The sequence below is a fragment of the Teredinibacter waterburyi genome (assembly GCF_001922985.1).
In the GTDB taxonomy this organism is placed as follows: Bacteria; Pseudomonadota; Gammaproteobacteria; order Pseudomonadales; family Cellvibrionaceae; genus Teredinibacter; species Teredinibacter waterburyi.
On the sequence record NZ_MRUH01000168.1, the window covers coordinates 1 to 19,999 of the forward strand.

General features: G+C 46.4%; 14 protein-coding genes. 7 read left to right on the top strand and 7 right to left on the bottom strand.

Annotation, left to right across the window (positions count from 1 at the left end):
• Positions 1-349 precede the first annotated feature (349 nt).
• The 3 genes from IDZ20_RS14215 (at position 350) to IDZ20_RS14225 (ending at position 5,575) form a co-directional block, all read left to right on the top strand.
• Positions 350-1,831 (top strand): capsule assembly Wzi family protein, encoded by a 1,482-nt coding sequence (locus IDZ20_RS14215; RefSeq protein WP_188152111.1) that lies wholly within the window; start codon positions 350-352, stop codon positions 1,829-1,831.
• A 51-nt stretch (positions 1,832-1,882) separates the two neighbouring features.
• Positions 1,883-3,256: a bifunctional UDP-N-acetylglucosamine diphosphorylase/glucosamine-1-phosphate N-acetyltransferase GlmU gene (gene glmU / locus IDZ20_RS14220; protein ID WP_188152112.1), complete on the top strand. Its 1,374-nt coding sequence runs from the start codon at positions 1,883-1,885 to the stop codon at positions 3,254-3,256.
• 198 nt (positions 3,257-3,454) lie between these two features.
• Complete coding sequence (locus IDZ20_RS14225; protein WP_245792346.1) at positions 3,455-5,575, top strand: TonB-dependent receptor plug domain-containing protein; 2,121 nt, start codon at positions 3,455-3,457, stop codon at positions 5,573-5,575.
• A gap of 20 nt (positions 5,576-5,595) precedes the next feature.
• Here IDZ20_RS14225 and IDZ20_RS14230 read toward each other — a convergent pair whose 3' ends face one another.
• Positions 5,596-6,066, bottom strand: a complete 471-nt coding sequence (locus IDZ20_RS14230; RefSeq protein WP_188152113.1) for a FecR family protein — start codon at positions 6,064-6,066, stop codon at positions 5,596-5,598.
• Between the two features lie 511 nt (positions 6,067-6,577).
• Between IDZ20_RS14230 and IDZ20_RS14235 the strand changes: the two genes are divergently transcribed.
• The gene (locus IDZ20_RS14235) at positions 6,578-8,221 is read left to right on the top strand and encodes a BACON domain-containing protein (protein WP_188152114.1); all 1,644 of its coding nucleotides are present in this window, start codon (positions 6,578-6,580) and stop codon (positions 8,219-8,221) included.
• 254 nt (positions 8,222-8,475) lie between these two features.
• On the opposite strand, the gene IDZ20_RS14240 is transcribed toward IDZ20_RS14235, so the two are convergent.
• Both IDZ20_RS14240 and IDZ20_RS14245 read right to left on the bottom strand, forming a co-directional pair.
• The gene (locus IDZ20_RS14240) at positions 8,476-10,257 is read right to left on the bottom strand and encodes a PhoX family protein (RefSeq protein WP_188152115.1); all 1,782 of its coding nucleotides are present in this window, start codon (positions 10,255-10,257) and stop codon (positions 8,476-8,478) included.
• A gap of 89 nt (positions 10,258-10,346) precedes the next feature.
• Complete coding sequence (locus IDZ20_RS14245) at positions 10,347-11,864, bottom strand: hypothetical protein (RefSeq protein ID WP_188152116.1); 1,518 nt, start codon at positions 11,862-11,864, stop codon at positions 10,347-10,349.
• On the opposite strand from IDZ20_RS14245, the gene IDZ20_RS14250 reads away from it, so the two are divergent.
• The 3 genes from IDZ20_RS14250 (at position 11,845) to glmS (ending at position 14,992) form a co-directional block, all read left to right on the top strand.
• Entirely contained in the window at positions 11,845-12,183 is a 339-nt protein-coding gene (locus IDZ20_RS14250) for a hypothetical protein (protein ID WP_188152117.1), read from the top strand. The genes IDZ20_RS14245 and IDZ20_RS14250 overlap by 20 nt on opposite strands.
• A gap of 152 nt (positions 12,184-12,335) precedes the next feature.
• On the top strand, positions 12,336-13,127 hold the full coding sequence (locus IDZ20_RS14255) for a DeoR/GlpR family DNA-binding transcription regulator (RefSeq protein ID WP_188152118.1): 792 nt from the start codon (positions 12,336-12,338) through the stop codon (positions 13,125-13,127).
• A 32-nt stretch (positions 13,128-13,159) separates the two neighbouring features.
• Positions 13,160-14,992, top strand: a complete 1,833-nt coding sequence (glmS, locus tag IDZ20_RS14260) for a glutamine--fructose-6-phosphate transaminase (isomerizing) (protein ID WP_188152119.1) — start codon at positions 13,160-13,162, stop codon at positions 14,990-14,992.
• A 330-nt stretch (positions 14,993-15,322) separates the two neighbouring features.
• Here the strand turns inward: glmS and IDZ20_RS14265 are convergent, their stop codons facing one another.
• From IDZ20_RS14265 to IDZ20_RS14280, 4 genes are read right to left on the bottom strand one after another with little or no spacing between them, the layout of a single operon-like run.
• Positions 15,323-16,549 carry an MFS transporter gene (locus IDZ20_RS14265; RefSeq protein ID WP_188152120.1) on the bottom strand — a complete coding sequence of 409 codons (1,227 nt, stop codon included), beginning with the start codon at positions 16,547-16,549 and terminating at the stop codon, positions 15,323-15,325.
• Between the two features lie 55 nt (positions 16,550-16,604).
• Positions 16,605-17,861 carry an AGE family epimerase/isomerase gene (locus tag IDZ20_RS14270; protein WP_188152121.1) on the bottom strand — a complete coding sequence of 419 codons (1,257 nt, stop codon included), beginning with the start codon at positions 17,859-17,861 and terminating at the stop codon, positions 16,605-16,607.
• A gap of 49 nt (positions 17,862-17,910) precedes the next feature.
• Positions 17,911-18,513, bottom strand: coding sequence for an NADPH-dependent FMN reductase (locus IDZ20_RS14275; protein WP_188152122.1), 603 nt, complete (start codon positions 18,511-18,513; stop codon positions 17,911-17,913).
• Between the two features lie 15 nt (positions 18,514-18,528).
• Positions 18,529-19,740: a sterol desaturase family protein gene (locus tag IDZ20_RS14280; protein ID WP_188152123.1), complete on the bottom strand. Its 1,212-nt coding sequence runs from the start codon at positions 19,738-19,740 to the stop codon at positions 18,529-18,531.
• Positions 19,741-19,999 lie beyond the last annotated feature (259 nt).

The window sequence follows — 19,999 nt, forward strand, 5'->3', positions numbered from 1 at the left end:
CGCTGCCGCCAAGCCGTAAGTTTCCGCTAGTGCCGCTCATTGCGGCCTTTGTTGCGTTATCGTCAATAATGACGTCGTCTATTCGAATAGTCATAATCAAATCCTTCGATTGTGAGATAAAGTCCATGCATCCTGTTGATCTGTGTTTAATGTGCAGCAGTGGTACCAAACATTCGCGCTGTCGAAAAAAACACCAGAATCACATCGAGTAGATTACAACTTTGGGGTCAATTATCCGTGTGCTAGTGCCCCGCCTTCTGTGCAAAATTACCAACCAGAAATAGACTTGCAACACCATCGCCTAGCCGTTAACTTGGCGCCACGGAAACACACAAGAGAATGGGGAATAATGAAACAGCTGCTTGTAGCAAAATTGGCGAAATATGGTCTTTCTGCCGCCGTAGTAATGTCTTTGCAATGCTTCGCCCTAGCGGCCGTGGCCAGTGGCGCAAACAATCACTACCTGCCGTTAAAAACCGATCCCATTATCGAATTAAAGTTAGAACAGCTGGTAAGCCTCAGCAAAATGCCCGCGATTAGTAAGCCCTACAACATCGCCACCATTCGCCGCTACCTGCCGAAAATACGTGAATCTCATCCTGGGCTCTACCGCGAGATTTCAGATTACCTAAAACGCTACCAAGCGAACTATGGCGTAACCCAAGCTTCTGTGGGTTTGGCCTACAGCAATAGCGACACAAAAGTGCTGCCCAACAGCCGCGGCATTAATGCCGACACCTTTGCTCGGGCACACTTGAACAGCTTCGCCAGCTTGGGCGAAAACATTACCTTTAACTTTGGCGGCACGGTTTCCACGGAAGGTAATTTTATTCCCCACAACACCTACCTTTCACTAAGTTCTGAATATGCGCAGCTCGACCTTGGCTACAAAGAAGTGTGGCTGTCACCCTACCAAGAAAGCGCAATGCTATTGTCGACCCAAGCAAAGCCAGTCGCGCGGGTAAGCCTTTCTAGCCCGCGGCCGATTTCGAAGTGGAATATTCGCTATGATCTAAGCTACGGCAAGCTGGAAGAGATGGACGGCATTCGCCTTGAGGACACTCGCTCCTCTGGTCGCCCCGGCTTTTTAACCACGCATATCACCGCGCAGTTTTTACCTAACTGGACGCTCGGCGGCTCGCGCACCATGATGTTTGGCGGCGGTGAACGCCAGATTACCAACACCCAAATTTGGAAGGCATTTTTAAACCCAATGGATGGTGACAACTGCGGTGGTGATTCCAAGCTACAAGACTGCACCAAAGAAACCGGCAACCAACAGGCCGCGATTACCAGTAAAGTAGATTTTACCTGGGGCATGCCGATGAGCGTCTATATAGAAGTCTCCGCCGAAGACGCCAACAGCCACAGCAATATGAAGCTGGGTAACTTAGCGCGTAATCTTGGCGTGTTCTTCCCGCAGCTAAGTGATCGCAGCACCTTATTAATTGAAGCCACCTCAATGGACAACGCTTGGTACTCTCACCATTTATACGAAGAAGGTTATCGCAACGACGGCGAGATCATGGGGCACTGGTGGGGCGAAGAAAAAAATCAGGGCGACGGCATCGGTGGCGCAGTAGTGAGTTCGCGCTATACCCGTAAAATCCACAACCGCTACCAACTGGAAGCTAAGGGCTCGGTGTATCAATTCCATTACAAAGGTAAATACGAGCAACAGGGCGCCCCCACCTATGATCGCGCCTATGACCTAAGCTTAAGCCTCACCCATTTGCGCCGCAGCGGTAATATTAGCTACAGCGCGTTTATGGGCACCACGCCGTTAAACGACGACTTTTTCCATATTAGCGTCGGTTATAGTTGGCGCTAAGCGCAGCTAACAAAAGTTTAATTACACCTAATTCGCAGTTAAGGTTTATCAATGCTTCAAATTATTATTCTCGCCGCCGGTAAAGGCACGCGCATGCGTAGCAACACACCAAAAGTGTTGCATACCCTCGCCGCCAAGCCGTTTGTTCAGCGTGTTTTAGATCGCGCCACAGATTTGGGTGCTGCTAGCACCTATATCGTTACCGGCCACGGCGCTGAGCAAGTGGAACAAGCCCTTGCCAATAGCGGTGCGGCGTTTGTTGCGCAAACTGAGCAGTTGGGTACAGGCCATGCAGTACAGCAGGTATTGCCGCATATTCAGCCCGAAGCGAGTGTGTTGATTTTGTACGGCGACGTGCCGCTTACCAAAACCGAAACCCTTAGTAATTTGTTGATGTTGGTTAGCAGCGAAAGTATGGGACTGCTTACGGTTAACCTTGCAGAGCCAAGCGGTTATGGCCGTATTCTGCGCGATGCCAACGAGCAGGTTACCGCCATTGTTGAACAAAAAGATGCCGGCCTCGAACAGTTAGCTATTCAAGAGGTAAATACCGGCGTTATGGCGGTAAAGGGAAAACATTTGTTGGCATGGTTACCGCAGCTCAGTAATAGCAATGCACAAGGTGAATACTATTTAACTGATATTATCGCCATGGCTTGCGCGGCGGGCATTGAAGTTAAAACCGCGCAACCGCGCAGCGAAGCCGAGGTGATGGGTGTGAACGATCGAATTCAACAGGCGCAGTTAGAGCGAATCTATCAACGCGAGCAAGCCGAAGCACTGTTAACTGCAGGCGTAACCCTGTTAGACCCCGCGCGGTTTGACTGTCGTGGTACCTTAACCGCGGGTTCCGACTGTGTTATCGATATTAATTGTATTTTTGAAGGTGACGTTACACTTGGCAATAATGTCACTATCGGTGCTAATTGCAGCATAAAAAACGCGAAAATCGGCGATAACACCGATATAAAAGCCAATACGATAATTGAGGATTCAACTATTGCCGGCGGTTCTGATATCGGCCCCTTCGCACGCTTGCGCCCCGGCACCGAGCTGGCCTTGGGTGCAAAAATTGGCAATTTTGTGGAAACCAAAAAGGTTCACATTGGCGCGGGCAGCAAGGTAAACCACCTAAGCTACGTGGGCGATGCGGTTGTTGGTAAAGGCGTGAATATTGGTGCTGGCACTATCACCTGTAATTACGATGGCGTGAATAAACATCAAACCACAATTGAAGACGATGTATTTGTCGGCTCGAATACGGCATTGGTTGCGCCGGTTACGGTTGCTAAAGGTTCGACGATTGGCGCGGGTTCAACCGTTACGCAAAGCAGTAAAGATCATCAGCTCGTGGTTGCGCGCGCAAAACAGCGCAATATCGACAACTGGCGTCGACCAGTGAAAAACCCCCCGAGCAAAAAATAGAGTAGCCGCCGTAACCTGCGGTAAGCCGACTAAAACAGCAGTATCAAACCGGCTTATAGCGTGGTTTTGCAGCCGCTTTACACCTGTCGCATCGAGTAAAACACGAACTGGGAAACGCTGGCTGCGACCATATGTCACAGGGTAAATTCATGCGAGTTCATTAGAATAACGATCAACGATTAAAATTGGACGACTCTAATGAAGAAGTTAAGCCTTATTGGCTGCATGTCGCTACTCTATGCCGCGCCTGCGGTACTTGCCGACAACCAGCCCCATACTTCCGCCAGTACCTCACCGAGCAATACCTCGAGCAATACCGCAAGAGAAGCCCCCTCAAGCCTAGAAGAAACCCTAGTTACCGGACATAAAGATAGCCGCATTATTGCCTTGAAAGACACCATAGAAGTGACCGCAGATTCGGCGGCACTGTTGCGCAAAGCGCCAGGTGCGAACTTTAATAGCAACGGCCCGCTTACCGGTATTGCCCAGCTGCGCGGCATGTACGGTGCGCGGGTCGATGTCAGCGTTAACGGCCAAGCTTTGAGTGCCGGCGGGCCGAACTGGATGGACCCGCCACTGTCCTATGCGCCCGCCGGTCACTTAGAATCCCTAGAAGTGTTTCGCGGTATCGCGCCCGTTAGCGCCGGGCAAGAAACAATTGGTGGTGCTATTCACGCGCATACTTGGGCGGGTGAATTCGGCGCTAGTGAAAAATTCGCAAGCGAAGGCCAAGTACGTGCCGGCGCACAAAGCGTGAATAGTGGTAACCAGTTGAGTGGTGCGGCGGTGCTGGCAAACAACAGCCACAAAATTAAGCTCGCGCTACTTAGCGAAGCTGGAGACGATGCCAGTTTTGCCGACGGCGAGGTTACGCCGTCTGAATATCAGCGCGAACGCTTTGATTTAGGTTATGCGTTTAAGCACAACGACCACCAAATAAGTTTCGATTTTGGCCGCAACAAAACTGGCGAGTCCGGCACGCCTGCCCTACCAATGGATATCGATTATATCGACTCGGATATTGCGGCGGTGTCCTACCACTACGAAAGTGGCAGCACCCATATTAAAGCGAAACTTTACGGCAGTGATATTGAACATGGGATGACGAACTATCATCTCCGTTCGGCACCCATGAGCGACGCAATGTGGCGTCGCAATATTGCCACGGGTGAAAATCGCGGCGTAAAACTGCACGCAAAAACCGGCAAGATCCACTGGGGTTTTGATCACCACAGCGAACTGCATAATTCAAATATTGATAATCCCAATAACGCTATGTTTTTCGTTAACAATTTTAACGATGCCAGCCGCAGCGTTACCGGTGTGTTTGCCGAATACGAATATAGTTTTAACGATAGCCTAGACAGCGAATGGGGTCTGCGGCTAAACCGAGTTGCCATGGATGCGGACGAGATAAACGGCACTCCAGCAATGATGATGGCTGGCGCCGCGACCTTGCGTGACAATTTTAATAACGCCGACCGCGAACAAACCGATACCAATCTCGATGCGACCGCAAAATTGCGCAAGCGCTTCAACGACTCTACAACTTGGTACGGCGGTATTGCACAAAAATCCCGATCACCCTCCTACCAAGAGCGTTACCTATGGTTGCCGTTAGAAGCGACCGCCGGTTTAGCCGATGGTCGAACCTATACCGGTAATATCGAACTTAAGCCGGAAGTGTCTCGCGAAATTGAAATGGGTGTTGACTACGAGGCGGGAAACTTCAGTGCCGCACCGCGCATTTTTTATCGCAAAGTCAGTGACTATATTCAGGGAACCGAAAGCACCAATATGGCGGCGGTAATGTTCGTTAATATGATGGGGATGTCGCCCTATGCTCCGCTAGAATTTAATAATGTGGATGCGATTTTTTACGGTGCGGATATGGACTTTAGCTATGGCTTTAGCCAACAGTTAAGCTTAAATGGTGTGCTCAATTATGTTGTTGGTAAGCGTGACGACATAGACGATAACCTATACCGCATTGCGCCGGTAAACCTTCGCCTTGGTTTAAATTACGATAAAACGAACTGGGGTGTTGCGGTCGAAACCGAAAATTATGCCGCGCAAAACAAGGTGTCCAATACTCAGGGCGAACTTGCCAGCAGTGGCTACAGCTTGCTTAATATTCAAAGTTACTTTAAGCCAACCGCTGCGCTGCAGCTAGGTTTAGGAATCGATAATGTTTTGGATAAAAATTATCAGAATCACCTTTCGGGTTATAACCGAGTTATGAATAGCGATATACCCGTGGGCGAGCGCTTGGCCGGATACGGCCGCAATATTTACCTTCGTTTGGATTATACCTGGTAAAAAAATGGCCTAAGCGCGCGCTACTTTTGTTGAAGCACCACATTATTTTCAGCATCGTAGTACGCGTCTAAATTTAAAGCGGCTTCAAGAGATGCAACGGTCGAAGCAAGATCGGTAAGTTTTATAACAGCGGTAATCTGTGGTGGCGTTTTGCTTGTTGTTGCCAAACGAATATCTTCGGGGAAATAGCGATTGAGTTCCGCCACCACAGCGTTCGATGATTGATCTAGTAGCATGACTCGCCCCTCTTCTACTGTAACCAATACGTCGTTGCCAATATACTTCACCACAAAGCGGGTTCCCAACACTCGCACATCACCCACTATGGCGGTGTAATAATCCGTATCAAAAAGATTCTTAACTGAGACACGCAACAGTGGCTTGGCCTCCAACAAATTAAATTGATACTGGGCGCCAAGGTTGTAGCTGGAATACCAGTCAAGATAAAAAGCCTTGCCATAGTCGGCGTAACGCTTACCGACATACTTCACCTCACCATTAAGGGCCTAAAGAGCTGCTCAAGTTGACATGGGCGAACAGACTTGCGGTGGACGCTGGAGCCATTGCTGGGCGGTTCCCAGCGTAAACACCAGACACAATTTCCGCCGACATAAATGCTACCGCACCAACCACATTTAACCGCGAACCTAGTTCGGCGGTATATCGCACCCCGTTACGACGTTCGTCATGCCAATAATAGCCTGCGTTAAAACGCCATGCGAGGGATAGGTAGTGGCTTAGTTCAAGGCTAAAACTAAAGTCCGATATTCAGCAACAAAGGAAGTTGATAGTATTCGCGCCAAATTGTGGATAGATCAACCCGCCTATGCTCTCGCTGGCTTATAAGGTTGGGTGCAGGAAAAAGTTTAGACATTTTATGGAGGTGAAGCTTTAGTGGGGTGTCTTTGTAGGTAAAACAGCGTATCAAAGGTATGCGCTTTGGCTCTGAGAGCAAAAGATCTTCATCTTAAATTAACAACAAACAATAAGGAACAGCACTTTATGACTATCAGGGTAGCCGTAATTGGCGCGTTAATAAGCTTAATAACCGCCTGTGGCGGCGGTGGTTCTACGGGTGTCACGACTGGCGGTGGTGGCGGAGGCAGCGGTGCCTTTACACTCGCTACCAGCACGCTAAATTTCAGCGCGGATATCAATGAATGGTATCCACCAACACAAACCATAAGCGGCTCGTTAACTAACGCCGATTCGGATGTATACCTTTTGGTAACCTTCAGTCGCGGCGATATGTTTAGTGATTACACCTATAACATTAGTGGTACGACCGGTGAGATTGATCTCTACCCTGTATCGGCCCAAGAAATTGGTGTGGGCGTACACACGGCAACCGTAACCGTGCGCGCCTGCCGCGACGCAAACTGTAATAGCGAATATTCCGGCAGCGCAAAAACGGTTGCGGTTACCTACACGGTAACGGCTCCGGCATTTAGCCTAGATAAGAACGAACTGAATTTTCTAATAGCGCAAGGTTCGGCGTTACCCAACGAGCAAAGCGTAACCATGACCTCGCCATCCGCTTGGTCTACCTACGGCTATTCTTGGGATGGATCTTCAAGTAAGTGGTTAACGATCGAACAAACTATAGGTTCCGATAACGCTCAAGAAATAACAGCGCACTACAATATTATTCGCGAGCTACCGGTTGGCGAATATACCAGTACCACGGGTTTATTTTTTCACGACTATGGAGCGGCTAAAGAGGTTACGGTTAATTACCAAGTGGTCGAACCGGCATTTAGAATTGACGATAACGCCGTGAGCCTTGTTACGGATAACGATCCAGATTTTAGCGTGACGTCGCAAACCATCACCGTAACCGAGGGATCTTACGGCGCGTTGGGTTGGAGTGTAAGCAGCGATGTCGATTGGCTAACCATTTCTCAATTGAACGGCAACACCACCGACATCAATAGCTTTGCAATAGCGTTAAACAGCAATGTCGAAAACTTAGCCTGGGTGAACTACCGCACCTACGTAACCCTGAGTGACGACGCTGGCCAGTACGAGCCAATTCGTATTTTGGTGTTATATGCCAATCATGTAGGTGAAGAAGCTGAGCCAGAAGCCAGCTGTTTAGAAGATGCTGGGGTAATCTTTTTAGAGTGTGAAAGCACAGGTTGGAACGGCTTTACGGCGTGGGAAATTCAGCCAGATGAGGCGAACTACCACTACCTTACGGGCGATACCAGTTACTTGATTAATTGGCAGCTAATCGATTTAGGCGATGACTTCTATAACAATGTGATGGATGTGGAATATAACTATTCTTCTAATCGCGCAATGCTTCGCGTTTACCCTGTGTCTGGTATTTCCGGGAAAATGGATTTAACCGAGTATCGCAGCGGTACAGTTGAGTTTGATATTCGCGTGTTGAATTGGGGCCAAACACTTAATGGCTTGGAATTCAAATTGGAGTGTGGCTGGCCCTGCGAAAGTGCATCTTACCCACTTGCGATTAATCAGCTTAACGAGTGGACGCATATTTCGTTTAACGTTAGTGATCTAGAAGCGAGCGGTTTAGATTTAGAGAATGTCGAAATAGGCTTCCAGATTTTCCCTGCATGGGAAGGCGGCGATATGAGCGGTATTCATTTCCAGTTGGATAATATTCGCTGGAATAAATAATAATCTGATCGGTGCGGGACGGTTAACGTTAGATTAGGTAGGGGCGCTATTGGGCCCCTATATATTTTTCGATCTCTAGTTCGCACAGGGATGTATTTATGCGTTTTTGGCGTTTATCTGTAACTCCTCGCGGGCTCGAAGCGAGAAACACTAAACATTAACAAGCTTTACTATGTTCGATTATTAAATTAGCCACAAAAAAACGGGGCTCAATTGAGCCCCGTTTTTATTTAAATAAGTATTCGTTGTAATACTTATTTAGCCATTGGGTTGTACAGCCAAAGCATATTGTTGTTGTGCTTTGAAGTATCTTCACCAATTAATACACGACCGTCGTTAAGTACGGCGATGTTATCGGGGTTAGAAATACCTTCAACCGAACAAGGGTTTTCTGCAGCACTTGAATCGTAAGGGCCGCCGACAACAACAGGGTCCATACGCATAGTGTTGAAGTTTGCATCCAAACCTAAACGGTAAACAATACCGCAACGATTGGCGTCTACCTGAATATCGCCAGCGGTATCAGCCATAGCGCTGGTTACATCAGACATTGCAACATACATGAACGGAACCGCTCCACTAGCAGCGCCAGAGTAGTTAATGTTGATACCTTCCATCTTATTGAACTCGACAGTAGCGCCTTTAGCTTCGGCGGCACGTAGAGTTTCCAAAAAGGCAACGCGATTATCAGCAGCTGTGCCAGCAGCCCAATCCGCAACATCGGCATCACTAATGTAGCTAGTAGAGCCATCTACATAATCGGCTTCGTCGATACCATCATAGCTATCAACCCAGGCTTCAATTTCAGCGTTAGTTGCATGGGCAAGTTCAATCCAGCTGATGTTAAAGCCAGCTTTAGCGGCGTCGCGAGTGGCATCTTGCATAATTTTAGCGGCGTAAAGTGTACCGGCCGTTAAATCACCTGCTTCATCTGCAACAAACTTATAAAAACCTTTTCTAGAACCGTCATCAGTAAGGTAAACGGTTTTTTGGTCTGGCATGATTACGGGGTTTTCGTGAGCAAAGCGACCCAAAGTAAACAACTTAACCGGAACCGGAGCAGCCGCTGTTGGCTCGGTAATTTCTACGATATAACCGTAGTCATATGGGTTAGGGAATGTGCCACCCAAATAAGCTTCAATATTTTGCACATCACCGTAACTTGGGTAGCCGCTGGAGTAAGCGGTGTTGTTCCAGTTAGCCGTATTTTCAGCTTCGTAGTTTTCTTCTGAGGTAAGTGGTGTACCCCAAGGAGAAACAGTACCAAAACAGTTAATCATGGTGCCGTTAACTGCGCTGAAGTCTACGTTCAAAGCGTCACCGGTTATCCAACTGCCGTCGGTATCGCGAGTAAGTGCGATACGAGACATAGCGCCTGGGCGATCTTCCCATGCGGTAAATAGGTAGCCTGCGCTGCCGTCGGCACTGCTAGGAATGTAAGCATTGAAGTCAGGGTTGTTAGTTTGCTTGATTAGCGCGTCGCCAGCGCCGTTAACAATTGCGCCCAAACCAAATGAGAGCGTGCTAGTAAAGGTGTCGCCTTCGCGGCCCAAAACTTGATAATTACCGGCAACAACTTGTGTTGTTTGTGCTTCGGCAGAATCAGACGCTGGCACGGCCAAAGAGGCTTGGTGAACATCAATGTTGTCTATATCTACACCAACCCAAGCGCCTACAGCGGCTAAACCTTCATCACCAGGCAGAGAAGACGCTGGGTGCTGAATGTTGAAAAAGAACTCGCCGTTATCGGTTTTAAACATACCGGTAAGCTCTGCACCTAAGGGTGTAGTGGCCAAGCGGATGAGTTTAGGCGCTGCGGTTAAGTCTTCGCCGTTGGTACCGTCAGTACCGTTCGTTCCATCGGTGCCGTTAGTGCCATCGGTACCGTTAGTACCATTTGTTCCATCAACACCGTTAGTGCCGTTCGTTCCATTGGTACCGTCAACACCATTAGTACCGTCTGCGCCATCATCACCGCTACATGCGGCTAAAAATACAGCCATAGAAATAGCTGTTGCGAGTAGTTTCTTGTTCATCGGGATTATTCCTCTAGATTTATACGATAGAAAACCGCGTTAAATGTAGAGGGATAGTGTTGCCGTTATATTTACGCGCCATGACAGTTTTACGGCAATTGTGTGTCACTTCTAGTTTGCCAATTCAAACGGATGTCCCATTGATAAAAACGATACTCCGATGCCAAGGGCGGAATGTCTTCGTCAACCGCTCTCAAAATATTCGGAGACACCAACCAAGTAGCGTCGCGCCCTTCAATAAAATTCTGGTGGCGAACAATATGGGTGTAGGCTTTGTTTAATTTAAGCGCGCGCGGTTTCGACGGTGCTAGCAGCTCGTAGACGTCGGCGCTATGAGCGGCTGGTTTTACAGTGCCGTCGCGGTTTAACCATTTTGAAATCATTTCTGGGTTCTGACGAAATTCATTGCCGCCGCCAGAGCGTAGTAAATAGTTAATAATTTCACCACCGGATTCCGATCGGTTTGGCGCATCGGCCATACCGTGCAAATTAATATAGCCCCAGCTAGCCGCGCCAGAAAGTTTGCGCGCAAACGAAAAGGTACTGTCAATAGTGGTACCGATGGCGGTATGGCAGCCCATGCAAAACATGGTTTCCTCAAAAGATTGCGGACGCAGCTCGCCGTCGTAGTCTTCGATAAAGCCCTGTACAAACCAGCCTAAACCATTGTCTAAGCCTAGGTCGCGCCGATTAATAAAATTAGGTAGCTCACCTAATAGCTTTTCTTTGCGTTCATTGTCGTAGCGGCCGTTAAGCTCACCCCGCGATAAGGTTGCAACCTTTTTCATATAGCGCAATTCTTTCATGCGTTCTGGAATGGTAATGACATGCTCTGCGTCAACACCCAAATAGCGTACTGAGTGCATAAATTCGGTACCGGTAGGGAATTGCTGAAATTCAATCGTGGTAGTCGCGGCGTCGCCGACATAGTTTGCCGACTTTGTAACGGTACTGGTGACTTCCAGCACACCGTTGTTATCGATATCAAAACCGATAGCATTTTCATCGATAGGCCACAGCGTGGTTTGTGCATCGTTCTTTAAATTCAACTCAATCAGGGTGAGGTTGAGGTAATAAATATCGCGATTAAACTCGCCATTCAATTCACGAAACGCGGCGGGCAAACGAATCACCACATCATCGGTGGAGCCGTTAGTTGGCCAGAAGGTACCGGGGAAAGGCTTGTAATTAAACGCCACCCAAAAACTGCCATCTTTCGCTAGGCCGCGATCGTCGAAGGCGGCTGCAGCTAAATGATAGTTGTCGAGATCGGGTATAAACCCCTGCCAGCCGGTATCCACTAAACGCGCTTCTAGCGAACTGTAATTCTCAGTTGCGACGTATTCTTGTATAGCCGTGTCCGAAACCTGTTCCAGCCATGCGGTGCGATCAACAAATAAGTTATCCCAATGGTTACTAACGCCAATATCCGAAAACATATAACCGCCCTGTAGGCTACCGTCATCTAAACGATTGAGACGGTCCTCTGCCTTGCGGTCGTACATTTGGTGGCAGGTATAACAGGGGTTAAATTTACTGTCGGTTTTGGTGTAGCACTGGGGCGGAACCGTCGCTTCCAGATTGGTAATGGTTTTGTTGGTAATCACGGTACGCAGCGACTTGGCAATTTGCGGTAATAGTTCTGATGCTGGCGGCGATGTGTCGTCGCTCGGCGCAGCATTGGTAGTTGCAGTTGCAGTTGCAGTCGGCATTGGTGCAGATGTAGGAGTTACTGAGGATCTAGGAGCCATAGAGGATGAAGCCGTTGGCTCAATAGTGCTGGGCGAAGTTGAATCCCCAGAGCAGCCTTGTAACACGAGGCTCGCAATTACCGTACTCGTACCTATCGCTATGCCCCTAGCCATACCCAAGAAATTTGCAGAGATCGATTTGTTCGTCATGACTTACCACACACCTGTTACCTAAAAGTGTGTGGAGTTTACGAACTTAATATGACAGTTAGTTTTCAGCTAGTAAGTGAACGCTTACCTATTTTAGTGATAAACACCTTGCGAAAAGCCGAAATCAGGCTAAAATCCTTTCGAACCGTAAGTTAACCTCAAGAAAAGTTTCGATACGTGCAAAAACGCAACACCCAACAGCGCCGGCGCGCCATTATCGAGAAGTTAAAAGCCGAAGGTGAAGTTTCGGTAGAGCTGCTCGCAAAGGAAAATAACACCTCAGAAGTCACCATTCGTAAGGATTTGTCGGCACTAGAAGCCAATGGCTTACTGCTGCGAAAATACGGTGGCGCGGTGCCTTTGGCACGCGAACAGGTCTTGGGGACTGGTGAAGAGCAAGTTTCGAAACGAAAGTTAGCAATTGCAAAAGCCGCCGCTTGGCTGATTCGCGATCACAATCGCATCATAGTCGACAGCGGCCAAACCACAGCCTGCCTACTGCCAGAGCTTTGCGACAAGCAGGGCTTAATCGTTATGACCAATTCCCTCGAAGTTGCCAACGCACTACGGGAGCTGGAAAACGAACCTACCTTATTGATGACCGGCGGCACTTGGGATCAGCAGTCCGAAGCCTTCCAGGGCCAGCTCGCAGAGCAGGTATTGCGCGCCTACAACTTTGATCAACTCTTTATAGGTGCGGATGGCATCGACCCGGCTCGCGGAACTACTACCTATAATGAACTCTACACCTTGAGTCGCGTTATGGCCGAAGTGGCGCGCGAGGTTATCGTCATGGCCGAATCGGAAAAACTTGGGCGCAAAATTCACAATCTAGAGCTTGGTTGGGAAGAGATCGATACCCTAGTGACGGACGACAAGTTACCCGTCGAGATCAAACATCAAATTCAATCCCAAGGCGTACGTGTTATCTGCGCCAAGCTGGAAAAAGAAACATTAGCAAAGGGCTAGTTTTAGCCCGTCAGAAGAAGTAAGGAATATTTATGTGCGGAATAGTTGGCGCAGTAGCGCAGCGAGATGTGGCCGAAATTTTAATTGAAGGCCTGCGTCGCCTCGAATACCGCGGCTACGATTCTGCCGGTGTGGCGGTCGTAAATTCACAGGGCGAACTGACCCGTGTGCGTCGCTTGGGTAAGGTAAAAGAATTAGCCGACGCAATAGCTGCAGAGCCTATTCAAGGCGGCACCGGTATCGCGCATACCCGTTGGGCTACTCACGGTGAACCCAGTGAACGCAATGCCCACCCGCATATGTCGAAAGATAAAATCGCCGTGGTCCACAACGGCATCATCGAAAATCACGCTAGCCTGCGTGAAAGCCTACAAGCTGCGGGTTATAGATTCGATTCAGATACCGACACTGAAGTGATTGGCCATTTAGTTGAACAAGAACTCTTAACCCATAAAGATTTATTACCCGCCGTGCAGGCCGCGGTAACTCAGTTAGAGGGCGCATACGGAACCGTTATTCTCGACCGTGCCGACCCAAGCCGCGTTATAGTCGCGCGCTCGGGTAGTCCGCTAGTGATTGGGCTTGGTATCGGCGAAAACTTTATTGCATCCGATCAGTTGGCACTGCTGCCGGTTACGCGTCGATTTATCTTTTTAGAAGAAGGCGACGTTGCTGAAATAACCCGCAAATCCGTCAGCATTTATGACAAGAACGGCGCTGCTGTTGAACGCGAAGCTCACGAGTCCACTGCCACCTACGATGCCGGTGATAAAGGCCAGTATCGTCATTACATGCTAAAAGAAATTCACGAACAGCCGTATTGTGTAAACAACACTTTGGAAGGGCGGTTGAGTGAAACCAGCGTGCTCGACGAAACTTTTGGCAACGGCGCGGCGGAATTATTTCAAAAAGTAAAACACGTACAAATCGTTGCCTGTGGTACGAGCTATCACTCCGGCATGGTCGCGCGCTATTGGCTTGAAGGCATTGCCGGGGTGAGTTGTAACGTTGAAATTGCGTCAGAATTTCGCTACCGAAAATCCTACGTCCAACCGGATAGCCTACTGATTACGATTTCCCAATCGGGCGAAACCGCCGACACCCTCGCCGCATTACGCTTGGCAAAAAGCCTTGGCTATTTAGGCAGCTTAACCATTTGTAATGTTGCTGGGTCTTCGTTGGTACGGGAATCCGACCTTGCCTTTATGACCCGCGCCGGCGCAGAAATTGGTGTTGCCTCAACTAAAGCATTTACCACTCAGCTAGTAGGCTTTGCGATGTTGGTACTTGCCTTGGGTAAGTACAACGGCATGAGTATAGAAAAGCAGCAAGAACTTACTACGGCATTAAAAAGTTTACCGAGCAAACTAGAGCAAACTCTAGAGCTTGCTGAAAGCATTGAAGACTTGGCTGAAGAATTTGCAGATAAACACAACGCCCTATTTCTTGGTCGCGGCGATCAATACCCGATTGCAATGGAAGGCGCCCTAAAGCTAAAAGAAATTTCATATATTCATGCTGAAGCCTACGCCGCCGGAGAATTAAAACACGGCCCGCTGGCGTTAATTGATGCGGATATGCCGATCATTGTCGTAGCACCCAACAATGAGCTTTTAGAGAAACTAAAATCCAACGTCGAAGAAGTACGCGCACGCGGAGGTATTCTATTTGTTTTTGCCGATGCCGATGCCCACTTCAGTTCTGACGAAACCATGCGGGTAATCTCACTGCCCCATATTCACCCCTGGTTAGCGCCAATACTCTACACCTTGCCGCTGCAACTGCTCAGCTATTACGTTGCGATAATAAAAGGGACGGATGTTGATCAGCCGCGAAATTTGGCGAAGAGTGTTACGGTGGAATAGTAAAAGACAAGGAGTTGTATCATTTGTAAACTGACAAAAATTAATCCGCAGATTACTCAATCGATACGCTTGATTTGTTATATGGGACGAAATTGATGAAGTGTGAATGGCCTAGCATAGCTGCGAAGTTATAATCGACCGAAAAAGACGCTGGGGCGTTTTCTTTTTGTAAAGTAACCATTGTACCCGGCCAGTTTACTAGCCTATTCACATTCCTTCAAAAAAACTATTAAGGGAATAGGAAGTTTCATCGTTGTTCGTATTAGCAGCAACTACCACATTGGCCGTGTTTCGGTGGCCTGATGTAACAACTTTGGTAACATTAAAAACTCAATGATATTCGAGCGAAAAATTTAACGGCTCAATTCGTCGTGCTAACTTTGAAGCTACATTTTGATATAACAGTATCGCTAGAGAAAAAGTGGCCGCTAACCCGCACACTAAAAGTAGTATTCTAAGTCCCCATTGCGAAACGATCCAACCAAAAGCTAAACTTCCTGCTAGGATGCCAGTGTTAACACTATTTCCAAATAGCGATGACGCAAACCCCGCCCTACTCGGCATTTGATCTTGGAACCAAGTCAAACCTAAGCTGGCAATTATTCCTATAAAAATTCCATTAAAAATTTGGAGAATATAGATAAACAAAAGGCTCTCACTAAAATATAACCCCAAATAGAAAACTAGCGCGCAGGCCGCCCCAATTTGAATGAGCTTTTCTATTGCCATTTTTGATGCAAGTACTCCACCTAGTACCATAACAGGAATTTCTATTAACGCTGCAATCCCCATAAGTAACCCAGCGTGATTTAGTTCAACATTAAGTGACGCTACTAGAAATTGTGGAAGCGCGATTAAATACATCTGATTTAGTGAAAAAAGTATTGAGAAAACAACAAAATATGTTGCTAGTTTTTGATGCGTAACATTAATTGCTAAGTTTTTCTTTTGCTTTAGTTTATAGGTGTACGTGGTAGGTACTTTCTTTATAAGGCCCACCACCGATGTTGCTAACAAAAAATGTAAGGCCCCAGAAAATAAATAGTGGTTTATAGCGCCGTATAAGTCTTGTAATAGATAGCCAGCAGGGGGGCCAACAACCCAAGACAAGGCAAAAGAAATACGAACGTAAGAGTTGAATAATGGGATATTTTTTGTATTTAAATTAACTTCAGCGTAGTCCCTTGCATAAGCCATAATCTGGGGAGCGGCAAGCGCGGAAATTCCAAGAATTGATGCGCCGAAATATACGCTGCTCGCGAACGAACTGGAGAATGCCAGCACAAGGCAAGCTAATCCCCCAATACTCAACCCTACTATTACGAATCTGGGTCGATTCCGACTGATGTCGGAAAGTCGCCCAGATACCTGGCAAGACAGAATCGAAAAAACGGCAAGCACCGTATAAAAAATACCGATTTCGAACGCACCCGCCTCGAACCTCTGGAGCAAGTAGGGTGTGAGTGTTGGTATGATCTGCGAGTAAAGAGTTCCAGTGAAAAATGACAATAAGAAAATCGAAAAACTTTGTTTTGAAAACCTCGACAAACATTTCATAGCATTAACTCCATAAAAACCGGTATAGCGGCCATCGTATCGATCAATTAACCTGTTAGATTCTTCTCACTAGTTCGAGTATCGATCTTGCGTTATGGAGGAGGCATTTCGAAGAGGTGGACTTGTCGCAAGCTGTTGGTTTTTCCCCCGCCCTGTTAACAAACTCAAACCACACTAAACCATCCTTATCAAGCAGCTTGTCGTGAGTAAATGTCCAATTTTTTTCAGCTAATAGGTAATATTGGTACTGACCAGTCATTTGCCACGCGTTGACTAAGGCAACAACGGCTTCGGCCTGCGACCACCAATACTTATTATCATCTATCACCAGAGCCTCTGTTGCTTCTGACATTAGGCCACCGTCAAGGTCGAACCCTTGGATGCCAGCATTTACCATTTTCACAATATGCGGAGTCACGCTTTCTGTAATGTACCTGTTGCCTAGCACCTTGCAAGCTTCACTCAAAAGCCAGCTTGCCTGTAAGTCATAACCATAAGAATAGTGACCACTCAAAACTTGCCATCGTCTGTCGAAATGCATAGAGAGGTGTCCATCGTTACGTTGAATTCTATTTACTATCAAGTCGATGAGGTTTCTAAGTTTTAGACCCAAGTTATGATCAGGCCAAATCCTAAGTAGATTCGTATATGCTTCAAGGATGCCGATATGTGTCTTCATCAGTTTAGGTGTATTTCGCTGGCCCGTGAGGAGGCTATTCTCACCAACGTTATCAAAGTGGTTGGTATACGCTTCAAAGTAACCGTTATGCTCCTGGTCAAAAGAATCACTTTCAATGGATCTATAAGTGTCGATTGCAATAGATAATGCAGTATCACTATGAGTAGCTTTATAAAATTCACTTAATGCATAAATACAAAGCGCTTGCGCATCGAGGTCTTTTCTTCCGTCAATAATTTTACCTGATGAGTCTGCCATGATATGAAACCCGCCCTGATTCACATCATAGAAAGTATCCATTAGTTGGCAATAGGCGCGCTCTGCTGTAACGAGATAAGATTTATCACTGGTTTGATTAAATAGAGATGAATACGTCCAGAGAATTCGAGAGATGATAATGACAGAAAGATCTGTATCGTAATTAGGAACTGCGGAGGAATCGAATCTATCTGAAATCGTTCCTTTTTTATAGCCATAGGAATTTTTTGGACAAAAAGGCGCGATATTGTTTTTTAGTACTGATCTAAAACTTGATTTCTTGAATAGCGATATATCATCCTTAGGTAGAGACTTATAATCGCGGCGGAGATCGTGAAGTAGTTCAGCTTGTTTTCCTGTCATAATTGAGTACATTTTGTATTCCTCTTAATGAAATGCATTAGTATTTTTTAAAGTAGGCAGACTACATTCCGTAGCTATACCTATTTAGATCAATCAGATTCGTCTCTCTAATACTGTTCATGTTAGAACTGTAAATGGCTAGCATTTTTAGTGAGTGGTCAATTCGTTGTATAAGCTTAGAATTTACTTCGGAGACAGTTTCTTCATTTAGGCAAAGTGTAGGCGACTGGCGAACGATGATGTGCCCCGGAATATAGACAAGCGAATTATTTTTATTCGTAAATGATTTTAGCTCTGCTATAACGTATGCCCCGCCCTGTCCAGATGAAATTGCCACAATCAATGCCGGCTTATGAGCAAGTTGCTTTGGCGTACAATAGTGTAAAAAATTTCTTAAATCAGGCGATGTAGATCCATTCCATTCTGGCGCGACAATAACAACAGATTCTGCTTGCTCTAGTATCCGCATCGATTTTGCGAGAAAGTTGTCTGGCGAAGATAAGGAAGAAGCGTGTTCAGACCAAAGAGGAATCGGACTATTCTCTAAGCTTATAATATTTGTCTGTTTTGCCAGATTAAGTTTCAACACCCTGTTTGATAGGTAATCTGCAAAACGTCGACTCTCAGAATTAGCTCTCGAACTTCCACTAATTAAACTAATCATAATACACCCCACCCTTTAATGACTTATTCGTGCTTTATTTGGAGGTGCGTACCGTGTTGTTGCAAATAAAATTGGAAGCCAGTAACGAAGCTTATTTCGCTTTAATTCTAAGTAAAAACGGTAATAGGGCAGCAATAGGAATCTAACAGGGTTGTTGCAGTAGTCAGTATGCTTGCCAAATAGACCTGTCTCGGGAAGGTGTTCGCTGGGTTCCACGTAGGTTCCAAAAATTCTGTCCCAAAATGTAAATCTAGCAGCAAAGTTGCATCCCGTTTTTTTATTATGCGTTACTTCCCGAGAGTGATGCGTGTAATGTACCGATGCGGTAACAAATACTTTTCTTAGTAGCCGCAACCACTTGTATTTATTTTCTAGATAATAAAGAAACGGAGAATGCGAGGGGTCGGTGATAATATCCAAAATCATCATGACAACAAGTGACCATCCAACGGCGGACATGTCTGTAGTAAACAGCTTGCTTATTATTGGGAGAATGAGCAAATAAGCTATATTAGATGCCCGCAGGAATAAAGTATCAGGCTCCGCAGCGAAATGAAACTGAGTTAAATTCTCATGACGATGGTGGTTGATGTGGCCAAGATTCCAAAGAATTCTAACGTTATGAGTGAGCCTATGAGACCAATAAAAACAAAGATCACCGATTATACAGGCCGCAACTACGGCTATAGCGCCGTTTACATTAAGCAGAGTCGGTATCTGTTCTACAAAGGAATGATAGTACCCTAGAAAATTTGTTGATACAGGTGTAAGCAAAAAAAACGATAACGCAAATATATAGATTAAAATATTCGAGCATGAAATATTAACCATTCCTTTCCAATCAAATGGTTTACCCGTCATTTTAGAAAAGTATTTTATATCTAGCATACCTATGGCAAAGCCAGAAATGACGCGAAGAAATGATAACAAAATAAGGGCGCCAACGAGGTTGGGACTAATGTTATCAAAAGGTATCTCTGGAACCATGTGAAAAATAAGGATACTGCTAGACGAAATAGAATCGCCGATATGTTGTATTTTAACTGTACCCAATAGCCAAAATATAAAGCTAATACCAATTGCTGAATATACTAGGTATCGGCCAAATTTCGCATCGCTTTTCTTGAGATCGAAACTCCATATTTTTGAGATAACCGCCGATATAGCCGCCGTAAAGCGCTCTGTATCTGAAGTGCCCGTACTTGTTGGTGCGTAATAATTATTCAAGTTTTCCTCCCGCTTACTAAGAAGCTATTCGAGTTTGTGAATTAATCTAAGTTAGATTCTTCGTGTGGGAAAATAGTAGCGCTAACGTTGCGGGGTTTAATAGCTAGCAGAAGCATCAAGAGGGGGCTGTAAGATATTTGATAACAATGTTTTTATCAGTATCGGATAACGAATTGAATATAAAAATTGTCTTTATAAACAACACCTTATCGTAGTGTAAAAAGTAACAGGTAGTACTCGTAAGAAGAGCAGCACAAAA